The sequence below is a fragment of the Eubacterium sulci ATCC 35585 genome, from assembly GCA_001189495.1.
Lineage (GTDB): Bacteria > Bacillota > Clostridia > Peptostreptococcales > Anaerovoracaceae > Eubacterium_B > Eubacterium_B sulci.
Map to the genome: position 1 here is coordinate 884,914 of CP012068.1, position 21,635 is coordinate 906,548.

Sequence of the window (21,635 nt, forward strand, 5' to 3'; positions counted from 1 at the left end):
TTTTGTCATATAGCCCTCAGTTTTTATATGTAGTAAATGAGTAACTACGCAAAAAAAACACTCCTTAGCTTGCTAAGGAGTGTAATAGTTCCTTCAGATTTATCTGTTCTTGAACTCTGCTGGTCGCTTCTCTAGGAATGCTGTCATGCCTTCCTTCTTATCTTCTGAAGCAAATGCAGCTGTAAATGTCTCAATTTCAAACATTGAAGCTGACTTCATATCCATATCGAATCCATTGTTGATTGCACTAATTGCAGTTGCAACAGCGATAGGAGCCTTTGACATGATTGTTCTGATTGTCTTTTCAGCAACTTCCATAAGCTCTTCAGCTGGAACTAGTCTCTCTACAAGACCGATTCTGTGTGCTTCAGCAGCATCGATAATCTCTGCTGTAAGAACTAAGTACTCAGCCATTCCTTTTCCTACAAGTCGGGAAAGTCTCTGAGTTCCACCGAATCCAGGAATAATTCCTAGACCAACTTCTGGCTGACCAAATTTTGCCTTATCAGAAGCGATTCTGATGTCACAAGCCATAGCTAGCTCGCATCCGCCACCTAGTGCGAATCCGTTAACAGCAGCAACTACTGGCTTTGGAAGCTGTTCAATCTTATTCATAACATTATGTCCTGCTATCATCATCTCACGACCCTCAAGAGCATTGAGTCCGCACATCTGAGCGATGTCAGCACCTGCAACGAATGCGCGGCCTTCACCTGTTAGCAAAACACCCTTAACTGCATCGTCCTTTTCGATAGCTGTGAAAGCATCAAGTAGCTCTGAAAGCACATCCATGTTGAGTGCGTTCATAGCCTTAGGTCTGTTGATAGTAACAATAGCTAAACCTTCATTTACTTCGTATTTAATATTTTCGTACATAACTTCGTCCTTTCGACTATGCAATAAACTATTTGTTAATAATATAACATTTTCACTAATTTATTTCAAGTGAATAAGCACGACATTTATCAATCATTAGAATGTGTAATGATTAATTCGCCTTTGCTGAAGCTTATATCAGCATCATCTGATATTACTTCATTGCTTGCTCCAAGGCTTGTTGCTTTTGGGAGCGTGAAGCTATCGAGAGGGTACTTACAACCTTTGATGAAAAGATTTTCGCAGCAGTCACTATAGCTATTTACACCAAGGTATTTATATTCGGTTCCGAGTATATTTTTGGATAGTTTGTGTAAGCCCGGTGCCAGCATATATACATAATTATAACCATCCATGAAAGCAAGATGAGAGAGCCTCTTATAGTATTTTGCTAGGATGCCTAGATTTGCTAGTGTATGATCAAATCTTCGGCCTAGGCCACCTATGATTACTACCTCATCAATTCCACGCTCTATTGCAAGCTCGAGAGCTGCCTCTGTATCTGTCAAATCTTTCTCCTTTGGAAGGGAGATGATTTCGGCTTTTGATGTACATGGTGTTTTTGATGAGTCAAAATCGCCAATTATTATATCGGGAGTAAGTCCTATTTTGCTAGCATTAAGATAGCCACCATCTGCTGCTATACATGAGGTGAAATCCTTGAGGCCTTTGACTGCCTCAATGTTATCTACATATGCTGTTACTATAATAGCCTTTTTCATTATAAACCTCTGTTCATATATTTGAATATATTATATAATATCTAGTGTAAAAGTGAAACGATTTATACGGAGGTAGTTATGTATAATAATATAGTAGTGTCTGAAGCGTATAGTGATGTACGTGCTATGGCTCGCAATGTGATGAGGCGTAAGTGGTTTATGTCTGCTCTAGCTTTGTTGATTTACACTTTTTTGAGTTCAAATCTTCCTAATATGCTAGGCGCTATGATCCCAGCTTTTAAAAGAACTATATACCTTAATTTTGTGGATAGATATTATGAGTATTCTACATTCCCAGGGCTATATAGCTTTGTTATTGAAGCTGCTTTTACTCTAGGACTTGCTATGTTTGTTCTTAACTTTATAAGAGCAGGTAAGGTGTCTTTGGAGCTACTATTTTCTGGATTTGAAAAGTTCATTAAAGCATTTTTGATAAACTTTATAATGTCCATAATTATATTTGTAGGTCTAGTATTATTTATAGTTCCAGGAATCATTTTTGGACTCATGTATTCACAGGCATACTACATCTTAGCTGATAATCCTGAACTTGGAGCAATTGAGTGCCTAAGAAGATCAAGAATCATGATGATCGAAAACAAGGGTTATCTATTTGGCCTAAGGCTTTCCTTCATTGGATGGGCACTGCTTGCAGCAATATCAATTGTGGTTGGGGAATATATTTTGCAGGACATGATAATTACATCGCCAGTAGTTAAGTTGCTTGTACATACTGTAATGGAGATTCCTATGTATTTTGTGCTTGCATATCTTCAGGTAACGAATGGTATATTTTATGAGCTTGCATCAGGACATATTCGCCCAGTCGTTAATCCTACATACGCAAATATGTATGGAACTCTGAATCAGAATGGATTTAACGATAACCAAGGCTTCAATCAGAATACATATGATAGCAATCAGGGATATGGTCAGAATATGCCTAATAGCAATCAGGGATATAACCAGAATATGCCTAATGACAATCAGGGATATGACATACAGGATCAGACTGATTTTAACCATGGAGTAGATAAAAATCAGGCTAGCTTTGGCGAATCGGAGATACAAGAAGCTCAGAATGTGCACCAGGATGCTGTTAATTCAAGTGAAACCCAAGTGGATTCTGATGAAAATTTTGACACAGAAAGGTAAACATGTATAACAACATAATCGTTACAGAATCATATACAAATATGCGTGCTATGGCAAGAAAAGTTCTATCTGGTAAATGGATGATTTTTTCTTTCGGTATGTTCATATTCATGCTTCTTAGCGCGCTGATTCCTTCGTTTTTAGGAAGGATTATACATGTATTTGACGCATCGATTTACATCGAATCTCAAGATGAGTATTATGAGTATTCTCGCTTTCCATTTCTATATATGGTAGCTATTCAGGGTTCATTTACTCTGGGATTTTCAATGTTTGTACTTAACTTTATAAGAACAGCTAAGACAGCTTATGATCTATTCTTTTGCGGATTCGAAAGATTTTTCAAGGCCTTTACGCTTTTTCTTTTGATGAATGTATTTGCATTCCTTTGGTCAATGCTGTTCTTTATACCAGGAGTTATAGCTTATTTTAGATATTCATTGGCATTTTACATACTTGCAGATAATCCTGAGCTAAGTGCTATGGAATGCCTAAGACGCTCTAAGATAATGATGAGGGGAAACAAGGGATATTTATTTGGACTAAACTTATCATTCTTTGGATGGGCTTTGCTAGCTATATTAGCAGTAGTACTTATGACTGATACAGTAATTTTATTTGTGCCGTATGTGAATATCTATATCACATCCATAATGCAAATTTTTCTTTTAATACCAACCTACATACTTATGTCTTACATAAATACAGCAAATGGACTGTTTTATGAAATTGCTTCTGGGCATCTAAGGCAAATAGATAATCAAATGTATTAATACTGATAATAAAAACAGCCTTGCATTGCTGAGTAGCTTTGCAAGGTTAATTTTTTTACTATATCTCAGATTCTAGCTTTGATATTAGTTCTTTAATATCTGCTGGAATATCCGTTTTGATTTTTAGTCTTGTCTTTTTGACCGGGTGGTCACACTCAAAGTAATAGGAGTGTAAAGCTTGTCTTTTATCAAAAATATCGCAAGGGCCTTTATATAGCCAGTCTCCAAGAAGAGGATGTCCGATATGAGCCATATGAACTCTAATTTGGTGTGTTCTTCCGGTATACAATCTTAAATCGACGAGAGTGGCTGTTTTATACCTCTGAAGGACTTTGACAGATGTCTTAGAAGGGTAACCGCCTTCTGACACAGGTAAAACTCTGCGAGCTATATTTCCCTCAATAGGTCTACCGATAGGAAGATCGATTTCTATTTCATCTTCTTCTATAATTCCATCTACTACAGCATAGTATTTTTTGACTGTAGTATTTGCGGTCATTTGTTTGTTGAGTTCAGCCTGTGCATAGGAGTTTTTTCCAATTATCAAAATCCCAGTTGTGTCCATGTCGAGCCTGTTTATAAATCTAATCTTAAAGCTTTGGCCTGTTTGGTTCATATAGTTCATGAGCCCGTTTGCAATAGTGTGGTCAGGATGTCCCTTTGTAGGGTGTACTGTGACCTCAGCCTGCTTATCAATAAAAAGTAAATCATCGTCTTCGTAGACTGGATAAATGGGTATGTCTTCAGCAGGGAAGTGGCTTTGCTCTTCTGGCATCAAAACGGTTATTTTGTCGCCTTCATTTGCTGTTGTCCAGCCAGGAACTGACTCACCGTTGCAAATTAGGAGATTTCCGAATTTAATTTTCGTCATTAACCTTGAAGAAAAATGGTACTTCTGCTTGATTATTCTTTTTAGCTGCTGACCGGCTTCCTCAGGGGAGATGGTAAACTGATATTTATCTGGCATCTATGGGATGTCCTCCACGTAATTTATAGGAACTTGCTCTTTACCTTTGACCAGAAGTCGTAAGATTCAAGCCTGAGCAGTTTAACATTTGTCTCAGAGAGACATACTTCAATATTGCTCACATTATCAAAGAATTTAGAAAATCCATCAAAGGCTATGGTTATTTTGACTTTACTGCTATTGTCAACTGGTTTCACCTCCATGCTGAGATCAGGTGGCAGAAGGATGCTTGATGTAAATGATCTATATGCAGTCGTATTCATTGGTGCGATTGGAGTTGCTTGAAGCAGTCTAAGCCTTGGGTCAACAATGCTTCCGCCGAGAGAGTAGTTATAAGCTGTACTTCCTGCTGGGGTAGAAACCAAAAGGCCGTCACCGCTGAATCTTTCAATAAAGCTTCCGGCAATTGATATATCAAAATGCACCGAATATGCATAGTTGGCATTGCTTGCTATTATTATCTCGTTTAAGCCTTTAAGTTCTTCGCAGATACCGTCGTGGTAGACATGGGCCATAACAGTCTGCATGCTCTGAATAGAGTACTTCTGATTGATGTAGTTATCGATGAATTCATCGAGTCTATCTGGCATAATCTCTTGGAAAAACCCTAGATGACCTGTATTAATTCCAATAATAGGGATCATCGGAAAATCAAATTCATGAATTAGATCCAAAAAAGTTCCATCTCCGCCTATGCATACTATGAGCTCAACCTCGCTGTCGAGCTCGCTAACTATTGTGAACTCCTTTGCTATAAGCTTTTCGCTAAGGAGTTTTTTTGTTGAAATTGAGTTTTCTGTTTGACTGTTGTAGATCAAAATCTTTCTTTGCATTTCATCTCTCCGTGTGAAACTATATCATCGCTTCAAATTCATCTACTAAGGAACTAAACATTTCCATTGCATCTCTGATAGGCTCTGGCTTGCTCATATCTACACCTGCAACTTTGAGTTCATCAACAGGGAACATGCTTGAACCTAGTGTTAGGAAGCGTCTATAATCCTTAACTGCTTTTTCGCCTTCTTTAAGAATTTTCTTTGATATAGCTGTTGCAGCTGAAAATCCTGTAGCATACTGATATACATAGAAGGAGCGATAGAAGTGAGGAATTCTAGCCCATTCATATTTAATGTAGTCATCCTTTGATAGGGCATCGCCAAAGTACATTGAATTGAGCTTTTCATATTCTTCACAAAGTCTTTCTGCAGTGAGACTTCCACCTTCTTCAACATATTTGTGAGTCCAGTTCTCAAATTCTGCAAACATTGTCTGACGAAATACAGTAGCTCTGAATTCCTCGATGAACTTGTTTAGGATGTACATCTTTGATGTCTTATCGTTTTCATTCTCAAGAAGATAGTTGAGAAGGAGAGACTCGTTAACTGTTGATGCAACTTCTGCAACAAAGATGGAATAGTCACCGTATACAGGTGGCTGATTCTTTCTTGTATAGTAGGAGTGCATGGAGTGCCCCATCTCGTGAACAAGCGTCAAAACATCCTGAAGCTTATCACCATAGTTTAGCAGTATAAAAGGATTGCTATCGTATGATCCAAAACTGTACGCGCCACTCGTCTTACCTTTATTCTCGTAGATGTCAATCCATCTATTATTTATGCCTTGGTCAACTGTTTCTATATAGTCGTCTCCAAGTACAGATAGGGCGCTTTTCATTATTTCAACTGCTTCATCAAAGCTTATCTTATTGTTAGGAACATCAACCAAAGGTGTGTAAATATCGTACATCTTTAGTTCGTCAACACCTAAAATTTTCTTGCGTATCTCTGTGTACTTATGTAAAACTGGGAGATACTCATGCACAACAGAAATAAGATTATCGTAAACTGATTCAGGAATATCGTGACCGTAAAGTTCAGCTTGCCTTGCCGATTCATATTTACGGATACTTGCCTTGGTGCAGTCTGCCTTTACATTGGTGTTATATATAGCAGTAATAGTATTTATATGCTCCTTGTACTGTTTGTACATTGCCTCAAATGCGTTTTTCCTAAGCGTTCTATCACTTGATTCCATAGCATTAATATAGTTGCCGTGGGTGAGTTCAAAGCTTTCACCATCTTCTCCTGTAATCTCACCAAAACTCATATCAGCGTCGTTTAGCATGGAGAAAATCGTGTCAGGTGCATGTGTAACCGCACTTAATTTAGCGAGTATACCTTCCTCTTCAGCAGATAGAACATGCTTTTTCATACGAAGAGTATTTTTTAGGGTGAACTCATAAAGAGCGAGGTCTTTGTTCTCCTCTAAAAATCCAAGAATGGTTTCTTCGGATGAGCTGAGAAGCTCAGGAGTAAAGAAACTCATCTTTGATGAGACTTCGGTAGCCAGTGTCATGCCTCTTCCAAATAGTTCCTGATACTTGCTATTTGTATTGTCTTCGTCTTGTTTCATCTTTGCGTAGCAAATCATTTTGCCAAGAAGTAAATCTATGCTGTCAATATCGCGAAGCGCTGATAGAAGGGTGCTGCTTGAACTTGTTACATTACCTTGGTATTTTGTGAATTTATCTGCTAGCTCTGAAGCCTTCTTGTAGTCATCTTCCCAAAGCTCGTCGCTTGCGTACATTGTGCTTAAATCCCATTTATATTTAAGATCTATTTCAGACCTGTCTTTGACTTTTTTGCGTTCCATATATTCCTCCGCTGTAGTATAATATTTAATATTGACAGTATATCACACTTCAGAAAGGATTAACATAAATGGACAATAGACCGATAGGTTTTTTTGATTCAGGAGTTGGCGGTGTAACGACGATTCCGCACATAATGAGAATGCTACCAAATGAGAGCATTATCTTTTTTGGAGATACGGCAAGGACTCCATATGGTTCAAAGTCAGCAAAGACAATAAGACAGTTCACACTTCAGATAGGTGAATTTCTTAAAAAGAACGATGTCAAGATGATTGTCATAGCCTGTAACACTGTTAGTTCAACAGCTCTAGAGCTGTTGAGAGAGACTTATCCTGATATTCCTATCGTTGGTTGCATCACCCCAACAGCAAAAGAAGTTGTCAAGATATGTGATAAGGATAGCAGGATAGGAATAATGGCAACAAAGGCGACAGTTAAATCAGGAGTGTATGAGGACAAGATTAAGTCGCTAAACGAGGAGCTTTTTATAGAATCCATAGCGTGCCCGGCGCTGGTACCTTTGATAGAAGAAGGAATTATCGACAATGAGATAATGGATCTAACTCTTAAGTATTACCTTGATGATTTCATAAGGGAAAACGATATCAATACTTTGATTTTGGGCTGTACTCACTATCCGCTGATATCCAAGAATCTCAAGAGACTTTATCCTAATATCAAGATATTCAGTTCGTCAAAGGAGGTTGCTACAGCAGTCAAGATGGAGCTTGAGGCTGCAGATATGCTCTCGCAAAACGAGAATGCAAAGAGCATTTTTTATGCAAGTGACCTTTCAGAGAACTTCGTAAATATGATTGAGAGAATATTAGGGCGAGATAGCGACGAACTTAATATTAAGTTTAAGAACTTAGATATATAACTGTTTTTTGATAGACATGAGAAAATAAGGTAGTGGAAAAATGACTAAAGAAGAACTTTTTGAACTTGTAGATATAGAGACTGGCGAGGATTTCACGTATTTTGAGAACTTTGCTAACCTAATGGAAGCGGATGAATACTTGACTGAAGAAGACATCGGTATGCTCCTTAGGGAACTTGACTGTATTACATTTTCTGAGCTGGCAGAAAGTTACTTTTATGACGTAATGGAGAATCTTCCTGACAATGCTATAGATATTTATAATACTATGGAGGCAGTTAAGAGAAACATTGTTTCAATTTCTACTGCAATTGCAAAGGGTGAGGAGCAAAGTCACAAGCTTTGTAGAGAGATATATAACTTCCGCAATTGGTACTCTAATGCGCAGTCGTGCTATGCTACAGATCTCAGTAGTGGTAAAGAAAATCTGATTAGCATTAGAGATGCAATATACGAAAACAAGCTGGCTGGTATAACTAAAACAGACTGGGTGTTTGATTTTTCGGATTGTGACCAGCTTGAAATCAGCGAATATATCATAAATGTAGGAGAACTTTCATGAGTTTTATATCAATCGGATTTATGTTCATTGGAGCGGTTATGGGTGCTGGATTTGCTTCAGGAAGGGAAGCATGGCAGTACTTTGGCATATTTGGAGAACAGGCATATTTCGGCGTAGCTATTGAGGCTTTTCTTTTCGTAGCTGTAGGCCTTATGACCTCATATATAGCAATCAAAAAAGAAACGACAGATATTGGTAAGATAATCATTCCATTCGAAAGTAAGTTTTTAGAAACTCTTATAGGAAATATAGTTTCCATCTTTGTTTTCTCAGCTGCAATTTCTATGTCGGCAGCAGGCGGATCACTTTTGAATCAGCTATTTGGAATTCATAGAGCGGTAGGTGGTGCAATAATAGTACTTCTATCGTTTTTTACAGTTATAGGAGATTTTGAGAGAATCCTAGGTGTATTCAAATACATAATGCCAATTCTTCTGTGCATGGTTGTGGCTTTGAGCCTTTACATAGGATTTAGCTACGAAACTCCAGCGAATCTAAACATAGAGACTAAGCCATCTTTGATGGCTTCATCTTGGCCAATTGCGGCAGCTATTTATGTTTCATATAATGTCATGGCAACGATTCCATTTGTTTCACAGTCAGCCCTCAGGGCAAAGAGCAAGAAGCATGCTTTGATGGGAAGCTTTATGGGAGGATCCTTTCTTGCACTTCTAGGTGTTGTATTGATATTTGCGATGTTGACAGACCCTAAGCTTTCTGACAAGTCCGATCTTCCTATGCTAGCATTTGCAGGCAAGATTGCACCATGGGCTCAGCTTTTGATTTCAATTGCTTTGATGATTGCAATTTATGCAGCTGCAACTTCGGGGTTCTATGGATTATACTCTAGAATCAACATCAAAGGTGTTAACAAGGTTAATATCGCTATGGTACTTGCAATTATTGCTTTCTGCGTGGGTCTGCTTGGATTCAAATTCCTTGTAGCTTATATGTATCCTATTGAAGGTTATTTCGGTTTTATTGTTATAAGCATGATAACAATTAACTTTTTTAGGGTATTTATAAGTAGCAAGAAGAAGTAGAAGGTTTAATATGCAGAACTTGGATCATTATGAAGAATTTAAAGATTACGATAGATTTTCCATGCCGGATGGAATTGCCAGAGTGACTGCCGGAAGTGGAGGAGAAGCATATCTCATAGATTGTAAAGGAAAGACAGCTCTGTATGATTGTGGCATGGCTTATTGCCACAACGAGCTTCTTAGCAATATAAGTAAAAAGCTTGACGAATGGGGCTATGATAAGCTCGATTACGCTTTGCTTTCTCATACTCATTATGACCATATTGGAGCGCTTCCTTATGTGATTAAGGCTTATCCAAATATTAAAGTTATTGCAGCACCTAAGGCAGAGAAGGTTTTCCTAAGCGAAGGAGCAAAGAAAACCATGAAGAGGCTTGGCGAAGCAGCAAGAGATGACTATGGAAGCGAGTACCAAAAATCTCAGGAAATTCTAGTTTCACCTCTTAGAGTTGATATAGCCGCATCCGATATGCAAGATATAAAAATCGGCAAAAAAACGGTCAGAGTCGTTTTCACTCCGGGTCATACGGATTGTTCTGTTTGCTACCTCATTTTGCCGGACAGCATTATGTTTTTATCTGAGACAACAGGCGTTCTTAGGGGACCAGAATATCTAACTACTGCAATCCTAAAGGACTATAATCAGTCGATTGAATCTGCATATAAATGCAAAAAAATAGGAGCTAAGACTTTGATAGGCAGTCACTTTGGAATAATACCTGAGTACTACAACGATAGATATTACGATTTATTTCTTGAGACTGCCGAAAAGGAAAAAGAAACTATAGTGAGCCTCTATAATAAAGGGGCAAGCTTTGATGAACTATTAGAGTGCTACAAGGATATGAACTGGACTGTTGCTAGGAGCAAGGTTCAGCCATATGAGGCATTTTTAGAAAATGCAAATTATATAATAAGACACCTTGTAGAGAAATTTGGGGATAAGAAGGAGAATTAATTTGATAAAGACAAGTAAGCTAAACTGCGGAATAACACTTGTAACTGAATACATACCTTATGTTGAGTCTGCTGCAGTAGGAATATGGGTTGGGACTGGCTCTTCTGAGGAAATAGCTAAGCATTCAGGTGTTTCGCATTTTACAGAGCATATGATGTTTAAGGGCACTGACAAGAGAAGTGCCAAGGAGATTGCTTCAGATATAGATAAGCTAGGTGGCCAGATAAATGCATTTACAGGCAAGGAGGCTACTTGCTACTACGTTAAAACTACGGAAAACAACCTGCTTAAGGCAGCTGATGTCCTTGTTGACATGATAACTTCTTCTCGTTTTGATAAGGAGGAGATGGACAGGGAGAGACTTGTAATATGTGAAGAGATAAAAATGACAAGCGATACACCAGATGATCTTGCTATAGATGAGGGACTTCATCTTGTTCTTGAGAGCTCAAGCCTTGGAAATTCAATACTTGGTACCCCATCATCGCTTAAGAGAATTACAAGTAATGTGATGCATAATTATGTTAGAGACAAGTACACACTTGATAGAATGGTTGTTTCAGTGGCCGGTAAATTTGATGAGGAAAAGGTCAGAGACTTCTTTGAAAATGCATTTGTTTCCATGCAGAAAAAACAAGTCTACACAGAGAAAAGGCAGGGAGAATACAAGGCAAAGTACAGATCTATAAAGAAAGACATTGAGCAAAGTCATATATGCCTTGCAACAAAGTCAATTTCACTTGATGATGATAGATCATTTGCATTTTCAATTCTTGTTAATTCCTTTGGTGGAAGCATGAGCTCAAGGCTTTTCCAAAATGTTAGAGAGCAAAAGGGGCTTGCTTACTCAGTTTATGCTACAAATTCAAGCTTGAGCAGTGACGGCGTGTTTGCAATTTATGCCGGAGTTGGACAAGAAAATCTAACGCGAGCAGTTTCAGCAATCAAAGAAGAACTAGATAAGCTTAAGGATGGCGGGCTCACTAGTGAAGAACTAGAATCTTCAAGAGAGCAGCTTAAGGCCAGCTACATCTTCTCCCAGGAAAGCAGTCTCGGCAGAATGTTTAAAAACGGAAAAGATCAGTTACTTTTGGGTAGAACTTATGAGCAGGATGAGATAATTGCATCTTTTGATAAAGTCAGTCACGATGACATAAATGAGGTAAAGAAGCTAATAAGTGATTTCTCAAATTACAGCATGGCACTCGTTTCAAATAAAAGAGTTGATGTAAGAAGATTGATGGAGAACCGCATATGAAAATAAAGATAGTTAGCAAATCAGGAAGAATTCCTATATATGGTACGTCACAGTCAGCAGGATTTGATCTTCCTGCATACTTGCCTGAAGGAAGCATAGTTTTAGAAAAGGGAAAGAGAATGCTTGTTCCAACAGGCATATTCATAGAGCTACCATGTGGATATGAGGCTCAGGTTCGCGCAAGGTCTGGACTTGCAATCAAAAACGGAATAGGCCTTGTAAATGGAATAGGGACTGTGGATGCGGACTATCGCGGTGAACTCAAGATACCTATGATTAACTGGGGTGATGAAGATTTCACTATAAATGATGGAGATAGGATTGCTCAAGTTGTAATTGCAAAGCACGAAAGAGCAGAGTTTGAACTATGTGAAGAACTAGGTGAAACGGAAAGAGGATCAGGAGGCTTCGGTCATACAGGAGTATAAGATGCTAAATCGTATAGAGCAGGAGAACAGAGAGAAAATTTGGCTTTCAGAGCATGCAACTAAGTCAGCAGATAGCAAAGGCAGGGCTGTCTTTGAGCCCAAGTGCGAGCTTAGAACCGAATTTCAAAGGGATAGAGATCGAATAATACATTCAAAGGCCTTTAGGCGTTTAATGCATAAGACTCAGGTTTTTCTCGGTAGCGAGGGAGATCATTACAGAACTAGGCTAACGCACACTCTTGAAGTAAGTCAGATTTCTAGAACTATCTGTAGAGCACTTTGCCTAAATGAAGATTTAGCTGAGGCAATTGCACTCGGCCATGATCTTGGACACACTCCATTTGGTCACAATGGAGAGTATATTTTAGACAGCGTACATAGGTCAGGATTCAAACATAATATCCAAAGTCTAAGAGTAGTTGATGTATTAGAAACTCGCCCAACAGGACGAGGTCTAAATCTAACTTTTGAAGTTAGAGATGGCATAAGAAATCACTCTGGTGACACTATGCCACTTACACCTGAAGCTGAGGTCGTAAGGCTTTCAGACCGAATTGCATATATCAATCACGATATTGATGATGCTCTAAGAAGCGGAGTTATCAGTCTGAGCGATTTACCTAAAGAAGGCATCGATGTATTCGGCCAAAAACACAGTGAGCGTATAAATAACATGGTTTTAAATGTTATCTTAAACAGTGAAGATAGCAAGCATATATCTATGGATGAAGAGCATATGCATGCACTTAATACATTAAGAAAGTATATGTTCCAAAATGTCTACTTAAGTCCACTTGTAAAGCATGAAGAGGACCTTGTAATGGTAGAGAAGATTATCACATCCTTATATAAGTATTTTACAGATCATCCAGATATGCTCCCTACAGGCGAGCAAGTTTTGATTGAAGAATTTGGCATAGAAACTGTAGTTAAAGACTACATAGCAGGAATGACCGACAGGTTCGCAATAAATACTTATGAAAATATTTTTGAAAAATAAAAAGGAAATTTTGCTTTTATGTAGAATATAACTAGTAGAGCAAGTTTTTGGAGGCAGAAGATGTCCTTTACAGCAAGGTCTATAGCAAATCTAAAAGATTCCATTGATATTGTTGATGTAATTTCAAGGCGTATCAGTCTGAAACGGGCAGGAAGCAATTATAAAGGCGTTTGTCCATTTCACAATGAAAAGACGCCTTCTTTTGTTGTCTCAGAAGCAAAGCAGATTTTTACCTGCTTTGGATGCGGGGCTTCAGGAGATGCGATAGAGTTTGTCAAAAGATATAATAATCTTGAGTTCAACGATGCTATAAGGCAGCTTGCTAGTGAATACGGAATTGAAATGGAAGAAAATAGAGGTTACGGCGAGGATCTAGAGATTTATTATAATATCAATAGAGATGCGGCACTATTCTTCTACAAGGCTTTTACCGAGAAGGCTAACAAAGGTTATTCATACATGAAGAGGCGAGGGATAAGGCCTGAGATACTCAAGAAATTTGGAATAGGTTATGCTGATGAGTCATGGAATAGCCTTTACGAGCATCTTGCCCAAAAGGGTTATCCTGTTGATAAACTAATAGAAGTCGGGCTTGTTTCAGAATCTAAGGGAAGATATTACGATAAGTTTAGAAACAGAGTTATTTTTCCGATAATCAATACGGCAGGCAAGGTAATAGGCTTCGGAGGGCGTGCCATAGATCCAAGTGACAATCCTAAGTATCTAAACTCACCTGAGAGTAAGGTTTTTCGCAAAAAGAACAATCTCTACGGGCTCAATTTGTCAAGGGCTTCAGTGGGCAAAGAAGGGTTTATAATACTTGTAGAAGGGTATATGGATACTATAAGTCTTTATCAAGGCGGAATAACAAATGTAGTTGCATCGCTAGGAACCGCTTTGACAGAGAATCAATCACACCTAATAAAGAGATATACTAAGGACGTTGTTCTCTCATATGACTCAGATAGCGCAGGCGTTGCAGCAGCACTAAGAGGAATGGAGATACTTCATAACGATGGTCTCAAGGTGAGAATCATAAAAATTACTGGTGGTAAAGACCCTGATGAGCTAATCAGAAACGAAGGCAGGGATGCCTTTAGAAAGCTTGTAGAAAATGCACTTTCCTTTGGAGACTACAAGTTAAACTATATAAAATCCAAATACAATCTTAATGACGATGACTCGCGTATAGAATGCATCAAAGAAATTGCAGATAGTCTATCAAAGCTTGGTGCTGTAGAACAGGACATATATATCAAAAAGGTATCAAAAGAACTATCTGTATCTGAGGCGGCACTACGAATGGAGATAAACAACTCTACGAGTAATGCAGAGCAGCTGCAGCGCAGGAGCGAAAACAATACAGAACCACTTGAGGCGCTAAGCTCTATAGAGAAGAATTGTCTTAGATTGATCACCCGAAATGAAAGCTATATCCAAAGAGTAGACGATAACATTGAGATGTTAACTACTACTTTGGCATTAAATATTTTCTCGGCTATTAAACAACAATTTGCTGAGAATGGACAGCTAGATGTCAACTCACTTATCGACTCACTCGATGAAAATGAAACAAAAGCACTAGTGGATGTTATAGAAACGATTCCAATAGATGGCGAGGAAGAGATGATATTTGAGGACTGCAAGCGACGTTATAAGCAAGAAAGACTGCGAAGTGAGCAGGAACAGGTTATTGCTATGCTCAGCATGCTAGATGAAGAGGAGAACTCTCAGAAAAGGCAACATGAGCTGATGCTAAGACTAAAACAAATTCAAGACGAAATCAGTGAAATTTGAAAGGACCAAGAAGCACATGAGCGTTAAAGAAATCGAAGATACTAAAGTACAAGAATTCAAAGCAGAAGAGCTAAGCAATCTTCCACCAGAACAACTAAAAATTGAACTTATTAAGCGTCTTGAGGAAAAGGGCAAATCAAACGATAATCGTTTGACATACATAGATGTTTCCGACTATCTTGAACACTTTGATCTAGATAAGACTGTAATCGATGAAATCTACGATACTTTGCTTACAAATGACATTGAGATAGAAAATTTCACCGAGGATTTTTCTATGCTAATGAATATTGAAGATGATGCAGAAGATGAAGATGATGGCGTTGTCCTCGATAAGGATGGAAGCATTGACGTTGATGCAACAGTTCCTAAGGGAATTTCAGTTGATGACCCTGTGCGTATGTATCTTAAGGAAATAGGTAAGGTTCCGCTACTTACAGCTGATGAGGAGATTGAGCTTGCTAAGCGAATGGAAGAAGGCGACGAATATGCTAAGATGAAGCTTTGTGAGGCAAACCTTAGACTTGTTGTAAGCATAGCAAAGAGATATGTTGGTAGAGGTATGCTATTTCTAGATTTGATTCAGGAAGGCAATCTTGGACTCATCAAAGCAGTCGATAAATTTGACTACCGCAAGGGCTATAAGTTCTCAACATATGCAACATGGTGGATTCGTCAGGCTATAACAAGATCAATCGCAGACCAGGCAAGAACAATCAGAATACCAGTTCACATGGTTGAGACTATAAACAAGCTCATAAGAGTATCAAGACAGCTACTTCAGACATACGGAAGAGAACCATCTCCAGAGGAAATTGCAAAGGAAATGGGAATCACGGTTGATAAAGTAAGAGAAATCCAAAAGATAGCACAGGAGCCAGTTTCGCTAGAAACACCTATAGGTGAGGAAGAGGATAGCCATCTTGGAGACTTTATTCCAGACGATGATGTTCCAGCACCAGCAGAGGCTGCTGCATTTTCAATGCTAAAGGAGCAACTCGTTGAGGTTCTCGACACTCTGACAGATAGAGAGCAGAAGGTCCTAAAGCTTAGATTTGGTCTAGATGATGGTCGTTCAAGAACTCTAGAAGAGGTTGGTAAGGAATTTGACGTTACACGTGAGCGTATCAGACAGATAGAGGCTAAAGCACTTCGTAAACTTAGACATCCTAGCAGAAGCAAGAAGCTAAAGGATTATTTGGAGTAAGCTATGATTAAGCTAAGTGAAAGGCTTGAGTGTATTGCAAATAGGATAGATAAGGGTGAGACTGTTGCAGACATCGGAACTGATCACGGCTATCTTCCTATATACCTTTGGGAGAATAAAATTTCTCCTAAGGTTATTATGGCAGATATAAGCAAAGGCTCACTCCAGAAAGCAAAGGATAACTGCAAGCTCAGTCAGCCTGATTTCGATTTTGATTGCAGGCTTGGAGATGGTCTTGAGGTATTACAGCCATCCGAGGTTGATACTGTTGTAATGGCAGGAATGGGGGCTCTTCTAATAATAGAAATGCTCGAGTGGGATATCATCAAAACGAGAACCTACAAGAAATTCATACTGCAGCCAAGAAATAATCTAGGCGAATTAGTTAAATGGCTCAAAGATAATAACTTTAATATCACTAATTATGACCTTGTAAAAGAAGGAAAGCGTATTTGTGAAATTCTTACTGTATGCATAGAATCTGCGGGTGAAGATTTTTATCAAAGCTCTTGCAATGCTGATCATGAATTAGAATTAGACAGCGCAGAATATGATTTTCCTGATCTTTTACTTGAGCACAAAAATAAATATAGCTTAGAATATATCGACTTACACCTGCAGAAGGAAAATTTTATTTTAGATAATATAAAGATGAGCAGTGATTGTGAGAACAATCCTAATCTTAAGAGACGTCTTGAGAGAAAGAAAAGACTTGAGGAGCTTAAGGCTAGGTTGCTAGAGGTGACTGATGAAGCTTAAAGAAATATTTACATACCTAGATGATATTTTTCCAATAGAAGCAGCTGAGGAATGGGATAATTCAGGAACTCAGCTTGCTTTGAGTGATGAATGTAAGAAGGTTATGGCTGTTATTGAGATAACCGAAAGCCTTGTTGATGAAGCGATAGAAAGTGATGTTGATCTTATTATTACGCATCATCCTTTGTTCTTCTCAAACCTAAAGTCGCTATCAAAGGATGACCCTATGGGAAGAATAATTATTAAGCTCATCCAAAATAATATCAGTGTTTATTCGGCGCATACTTCTTGTGATCTAGCTGATGGAGGGCTTAACGATTACTTTGGTAGAGCCATCGAAGCCGAAGATGTAGTATCCACCCCTGAGATAAACAAGTACTGTCGCTTTGGAAAACTTCCTCATGCAATGACTTTGAGTGAACTATGCGAGTACCTATCTATTAAATTATCTATTCCAAGAGAAATTGTAAGGTATACTGGGGAAGATAAACATATGGTTCACAAAATAGCTTGGTGTACCGGCTCAGGGGCTGACTTTGTCTTTGATGCATATAAAGCAGAGATAGATGCATATATCACAGGAGATGTTAAGCATCATAGCGCTAGAGATGCTGAACTTGCAGGTTTTAATTTAATTGATGTAAGCCACTATGGAAGCGAGTATATATTTGCTGATCTAGTTGTAGAAAGGCTAAAGGATAAAATTGAAATTATTCGTAGCAAAACATGCAAGAACCCGTTTAAGGTTTTATAAATATTTTATAGGTTAGTATGAATTTATATACTGAGATGTATCAAAAGGAGAAAGATATGAACAAAGCAATAATAGCAAAGAATGCACCTGCAGCAGTTGGACCATATGTACATGCAGTTCAGGCAGGTAATTTACTTTTCGTTTCAGGACAGCTGGGACTTGATCCAGTGAGTGGAGACCTTAAGGAAGGTCTAGAGGCACAGGCAGTTCAGGCTTTAGAGAATATGAAGGCGGTATTGAACGAAGCAGGATATGAGCTTACAGATGTTGTGAAGACAACTGTGTTCATTGATAACATGAATGATTTTGTTAAGGTTAACGATATTTATGCTAAGTATTTTGATGATTGTAAGCCTGCAAGATCATGCGTAGAAGTTGCTAAGCTTCCAAAGGGTGGACTTGTAGAAATCGAGTGCATTGCATCAAAATAAAGCAAACAAAAACATGCTGACAAGTCATTATTTTGACTTATGTATAAGATGAAACAATGGATGGTCCAAAGGGCCATCTATTAGTTTTTTGTGGGTATACGAGGGTTTCGAATGTGGTATAATTACTTAGCTAAGGGAAGATCAGACGGTCGCGTGCCATAGGCATGAGGAAAGTCCGGGCTCCATAGGGCAAGAATGCCGGATAACGTCCGGCGTTAGAATATAAAGTTTTGATTAGATTATGTGAGATAAACTATGATAGAAGTATTTTTTTCTAGAATCAGTGAAGTTAACGATTTAGAATTTATAGACAAAAGCTACAGTATGGTTTCAGAAAATTGTAAATCCAAAGCCAAATGCTTTAGGTTTGAGGCAGATAGGTTGAGAACAATAATAGGGGAGCTTCTTGCAAGGTATGGAATTTGTCATTGTTTCGGAATTGATGCATCAAAACTTAGCTTTAATGTTTCAGAATTTGGTAAACCATATATTGTTGGTATTCCATATTACTTCAATATTTCACACTCAGGTGATTATATAATCTGTGGTGTATCGGATATAAATATAGGTGTTGATATTGAGAAAATGCAGGATATAGATTTTGGCTTTGCATGCGATGTATTTAGCGATGAAGAGATAAGAAGAATTTCATTAGAGAGTGCAGAAAAGAAAAAGGAACTATTTTTTTCGATTTGGACTCTTAAAGAAAGCTATGTCAAATGGCGTGGCACAGGATTTCATAGAAAACTGTCATCATATACTGTTTTACCGAAAGGAATGCATGCAGAAATATTAAATCCACATAGCCTGTATGACATAGTACCAAAGCTCTGGACATATACAATAGGTGATTATAAAATTTCAATTTGTAGCTGTGATATTGATTTTCCTGTTGAATTTAAGCATATATGTCCAGGACAGTTAACTGATAAAAAATAACTAACTGAATTTGACCTTGATACTTTGTCTTAAATTTATTATCTATGAACAAGGGGAAAGTACACAACTTGACACATCCTTAGTTCAAAGAGTATATTCAAAGCTCAGATAGCTAAGGATTTTTAGCGAATGTGAAATGTCATAGATAATAAATGTATTAAGAAAATCAGAAACTATCACACATGATTGAGGGAGGAAGAAATGAACAAAGCAATAATAGCAAAGAATGCGCCAGCAGCAGTTGGACCATATGTACATGCAGTTCAGGCAGGTAGTCTACTTTTCGTTTCAGGACAGCTAGGACTTGATCCGGTAAGTGGTGAGCTTAAGGAAGGCCTAGAAGCGCAAGCTGTTCAGGCTCTTGAGAATATGAAGGCAGTTTTGAGCGAAGCTGGATACGAGCTTACAGATGTAGTAAAGACAACTGTTTTTATCGATGATATGAATGACTTTGTTAAGGTTAATGAGATTTATGCTAAGTATTTTGATGATTGTAAGCCTGCAAGATCATGCGTAGAAGTTGCTAAGCTTCCAAAGGGTGGACTTGTAGAAATCGAGTGCATTGCATCAAAATAAAGCAAACAAAAACATGCTGACAAGTCATTATTTTGACTTATGTATAAGATGAAACAATGGATGGTCCAAAGGGCCATCTATTAGTTTTTTGTGGGTATACGAGGGTTTTATTTAATTTTGAATGTGGTATAATTACTTAGCTAAGGGAAGATCAGACGGTCGCGTGCCATAGGCATGAGGAAAGTCCGGGCTCCATAGGGCAAGAATGCCGGATAACGTCCGGCGTAGGTAACTATAGGGAAAGTGCAACAGAAACATTCCGCCGAAACAGTTAGGCTGTGGTAAGGTTGAAATGGTGAGGTAAGAGCTCACCGGAGTCATGGAGACATGGCTGCCGTGTAAACCCCATTCGGAGCAAGGTCGAAATTGAGCACCAAATGCAGCGGCCCGTTGCAGCTCAGGAGGTGGACCGCATGAGCGTGCAGTAATGTTACGCCTCAGATAGATGATCGTCTAATACAGAACCCGGCTTATAGATCTGCCCCTTAGTTTTTATTTGGAGAATATATGGAAAATACAGTAGAAATCAAAGACAATAGCATATCAGAAGCTGATAAGATGGGAACCATGCCTGTTGGCAAGCTTCTAATGTCTATGGCTTGGCCTGCAATATTATCCATGACGATAAATGCGCTCTACAATATCGTAGATAGCATTTTTGTAGCGCAGATAAGCCAGGAGGCACTGACTGCGGTTTCATTTGTAATGCCTATACAGCTTCTTGTTATTGCAATTACAGTTGGAACAGGTGTTGGAGTAAACTCTTTGATAGCGAGAAGACTCGGGGCTAAGAGGCAAAAGGAAGCTGATTTAGCTGCATGTACGAGTATCAGGATAGGAATACTAAATTATTTGATATTCCTCTTCATAGGGGTGTTCTTGACAGTTCCTTTTATGTCTCACTATACGAGCAATCCTGATATTTTAAGCGCAGGTACTACCTATATGAGGATAGTAATGTGCTTCAGCATGTTCATGTCAGTTGAGATTCTTTTAGAGAAGGTTTTGCAGTCCACCGGTAATATGATAATACCGATGATTTGCTCTCTTACAGGTGCGATAGTTAATTTAATCCTAGATCCTATTTTGATCTTTGGACTTCTTGGTGCACCTAAGCTAGGAGTTGCTGGTGCTGCTATTGCTACGGTTATTGGACAGGCGTGTAGCCTTATTGTTTCAGCTACATTTATTAAGAAGAAGGAGCATGCAGTAAATATTAAGCTTTTCGGCTTTAAGATGGATTGGAAAATCTTTAGGGATATATATGCGGTTGGTCTTCCTTCTATCATAATGCAGGCTATAGGCTCTGTAATGTTGCTTGGATATAATAATATTCTATCAGCAGAACCAATAGCTGTAGCTGTCTTAGGTATCTACTTTAAAATACAGTCATTTATCTTCATGCCAGTTTTTGGACTTAACCAAGGTGCTATGCCACTTTTTGGGTATAACTTTGGTGCAAGGAACAAAGCTAGGTTGATGAAAACATATAAGTTAGCACTAATTGTAGCATTGATTATAATGGGAATTGGTTTTATCCTGTTTCAGGTTATTCCAGAGTTTTTCCTCAGAATGTTCAATGCTGATGACAGTATGATGAGCATCGGTGTACCGGCACTAAGGAGAATAAGCATATGTTTCTTGCCGGCGGCCTTTGGTATCATAACTGCAACGCTCTTTCAGGGCACAGGACATGGGATTTACAGCCTTTTTGCGTCTTTGATAAGACAGCTTTTTGGCATTTTACCTTTAGCATATTTGCTTTATCATTTCTATGGTGTATCTGCATCTTGGTTTTCATTTCCACTTGCAGAAATACTTGGATTATCGTATTCAGCAATCATGCTAACACACTTGTATAACAAGCAGATTAAACAACTATAGTTAAGACATTAAG

At 38.4% G+C, this 21,635-nt stretch carries 17 protein-coding genes, 1 other RNA gene and 5 pseudogenes; 18 read left to right on the top strand and 5 right to left on the bottom strand.

Annotation, left to right across the window (positions count from 1 at the left end):
- Window positions 1-99: 99 nt before the first annotated feature.
- On the bottom strand, window positions 100-876 hold the full coding sequence (locus ADJ67_04125; GenBank protein ID AKT46917.1) for a crotonase: 777 nt from the start codon (window positions 874-876) through the stop codon (window positions 100-102).
- Between the two features lie 89 nt (window positions 877-965).
- Window positions 966-1,415: pseudogene (locus tag ADJ67_04130) on the bottom strand (hypothetical protein).
- Between the two features lie 561 nt (window positions 1,416-1,976).
- Here ADJ67_04130 and ADJ67_04135 point away from each other — a divergent pair.
- A pseudogene (locus ADJ67_04135) lies at window positions 1,977-2,264 on the top strand (membrane protein).
- A gap of 728 nt (window positions 2,265-2,992) precedes the next feature.
- Window positions 2,993-3,340, top strand: a pseudogene (locus ADJ67_04140) (hypothetical protein).
- A gap of 244 nt (window positions 3,341-3,584) precedes the next feature.
- Here the strand turns inward: ADJ67_04140 and ADJ67_04145 are convergent.
- Genes ADJ67_04145 through ADJ67_04155 form a run of 3 tightly spaced genes read right to left on the bottom strand, consistent with a single transcriptional unit; the run spans window position 3,585 to window position 7,145 of the window.
- The gene (locus ADJ67_04145; GenBank protein AKT46918.1) at window positions 3,585-4,493 is read right to left on the bottom strand and encodes a pseudouridine synthase; all 909 of its coding nucleotides are present in this window, start codon (window positions 4,491-4,493) and stop codon (window positions 3,585-3,587) included.
- 23 nt (window positions 4,494-4,516) lie between these two features.
- A complete protein-coding gene (locus ADJ67_04150; GenBank protein AKT46919.1) occupies window positions 4,517-5,326 on the bottom strand; it encodes an inorganic polyphosphate kinase in 810 nt (269 codons plus the stop codon).
- A gap of 19 nt (window positions 5,327-5,345) precedes the next feature.
- On the bottom strand, window positions 5,346-7,145 hold the full coding sequence (locus ADJ67_04155) for an oligopeptidase PepB (protein AKT46920.1): 1,800 nt from the start codon (window positions 7,143-7,145) through the stop codon (window positions 5,346-5,348).
- A 68-nt stretch (window positions 7,146-7,213) separates the two neighbouring features.
- On the opposite strand from ADJ67_04155, the gene ADJ67_04160 reads away from it, so the two are divergent.
- From ADJ67_04160 to ADJ67_04230, 16 genes and pseudogenes are all read left to right on the top strand, one after another.
- Window positions 7,214-8,026, top strand: a complete 813-nt coding sequence (locus ADJ67_04160; protein ID AKT46921.1) for a glutamate racemase — start codon at window positions 7,214-7,216, stop codon at window positions 8,024-8,026.
- Between the two features lie 40 nt (window positions 8,027-8,066).
- Window positions 8,067-8,588 carry a hypothetical protein gene (locus ADJ67_04165; protein ID AKT46922.1) on the top strand — a complete coding sequence of 174 codons (522 nt, stop codon included), beginning with the start codon at window positions 8,067-8,069 and terminating at the stop codon, window positions 8,586-8,588.
- Window positions 8,585-9,631, top strand: coding sequence for a hypothetical protein (locus tag ADJ67_04170; GenBank protein AKT46923.1), 1,047 nt, complete (start codon window positions 8,585-8,587; stop codon window positions 9,629-9,631). Before ADJ67_04165 ends, ADJ67_04170 begins: the two co-directional genes overlap by 4 nt.
- Before the next feature lie 10 nt (window positions 9,632-9,641).
- Complete coding sequence (locus tag ADJ67_04175) at window positions 9,642-10,589, top strand: hypothetical protein (GenBank protein AKT46924.1); 948 nt, start codon at window positions 9,642-9,644, stop codon at window positions 10,587-10,589.
- Window position 10,590: 1 nt separating this feature from the next.
- A complete protein-coding gene (locus ADJ67_04180) occupies window positions 10,591-11,847 on the top strand; it encodes a hypothetical protein (protein AKT46925.1) in 1,257 nt (418 codons plus the stop codon).
- Window positions 11,844-12,275, top strand: coding sequence for a deoxyuridine 5'-triphosphate nucleotidohydrolase (locus tag ADJ67_04185; GenBank protein ID AKT46926.1), 432 nt, complete (start codon window positions 11,844-11,846; stop codon window positions 12,273-12,275). Before ADJ67_04180 ends, ADJ67_04185 begins: the two co-directional genes overlap by 4 nt.
- A gap of 1 nt (window position 12,276) precedes the next feature.
- Window positions 12,277-13,275: a deoxyguanosinetriphosphate triphosphohydrolase gene (locus ADJ67_04190; GenBank protein ID AKT46927.1), complete on the top strand. Its 999-nt coding sequence runs from the start codon at window positions 12,277-12,279 to the stop codon at window positions 13,273-13,275.
- A gap of 60 nt (window positions 13,276-13,335) precedes the next feature.
- Entirely contained in the window at window positions 13,336-15,072 is a 1,737-nt protein-coding gene (locus ADJ67_04195; protein ID AKT46928.1) for a hypothetical protein, read from the top strand.
- 16 nt (window positions 15,073-15,088) lie between these two features.
- Entirely contained in the window at window positions 15,089-16,279 is a 1,191-nt protein-coding gene (locus ADJ67_04200) for an RNA polymerase sigma factor RpoD (protein ID AKT47670.1), read from the top strand.
- A 6-nt stretch (window positions 16,280-16,285) separates the two neighbouring features.
- A pseudogene (locus ADJ67_04205) lies at window positions 16,286-16,744 on the top strand (hypothetical protein).
- A 283-nt stretch (window positions 16,745-17,027) separates the two neighbouring features.
- Window positions 17,028-17,792 carry a hypothetical protein gene (locus ADJ67_04210; GenBank protein AKT46929.1) on the top strand — a complete coding sequence of 255 codons (765 nt, stop codon included), beginning with the start codon at window positions 17,028-17,030 and terminating at the stop codon, window positions 17,790-17,792.
- Window positions 17,793-17,848: 56 nt separating this feature from the next.
- On the top strand, window positions 17,849-18,223 hold the full coding sequence (locus ADJ67_04215) for an endoribonuclease L-PSP (protein ID AKT46930.1): 375 nt from the start codon (window positions 17,849-17,851) through the stop codon (window positions 18,221-18,223).
- A 255-nt stretch (window positions 18,224-18,478) separates the two neighbouring features.
- Window positions 18,479-18,982: pseudogene (locus ADJ67_04220) on the top strand (hypothetical protein).
- Window positions 18,983-19,363: 381 nt separating this feature from the next.
- Window positions 19,364-19,738, top strand: coding sequence for an endoribonuclease L-PSP (locus ADJ67_04225; protein AKT46931.1), 375 nt, complete (start codon window positions 19,364-19,366; stop codon window positions 19,736-19,738).
- Between the two features lie 143 nt (window positions 19,739-19,881).
- Window positions 19,882-20,227, top strand: an RNA gene (locus ADJ67_08210) — bacterial RNase P.
- An 18-nt stretch (window positions 20,228-20,245) separates the two neighbouring features.
- The gene (locus ADJ67_04230) at window positions 20,246-21,622 is read left to right on the top strand and encodes a multidrug transporter MatE (protein AKT46932.1); all 1,377 of its coding nucleotides are present in this window, start codon (window positions 20,246-20,248) and stop codon (window positions 21,620-21,622) included.
- Window positions 21,623-21,635: the final 13 nt, after the last annotated feature.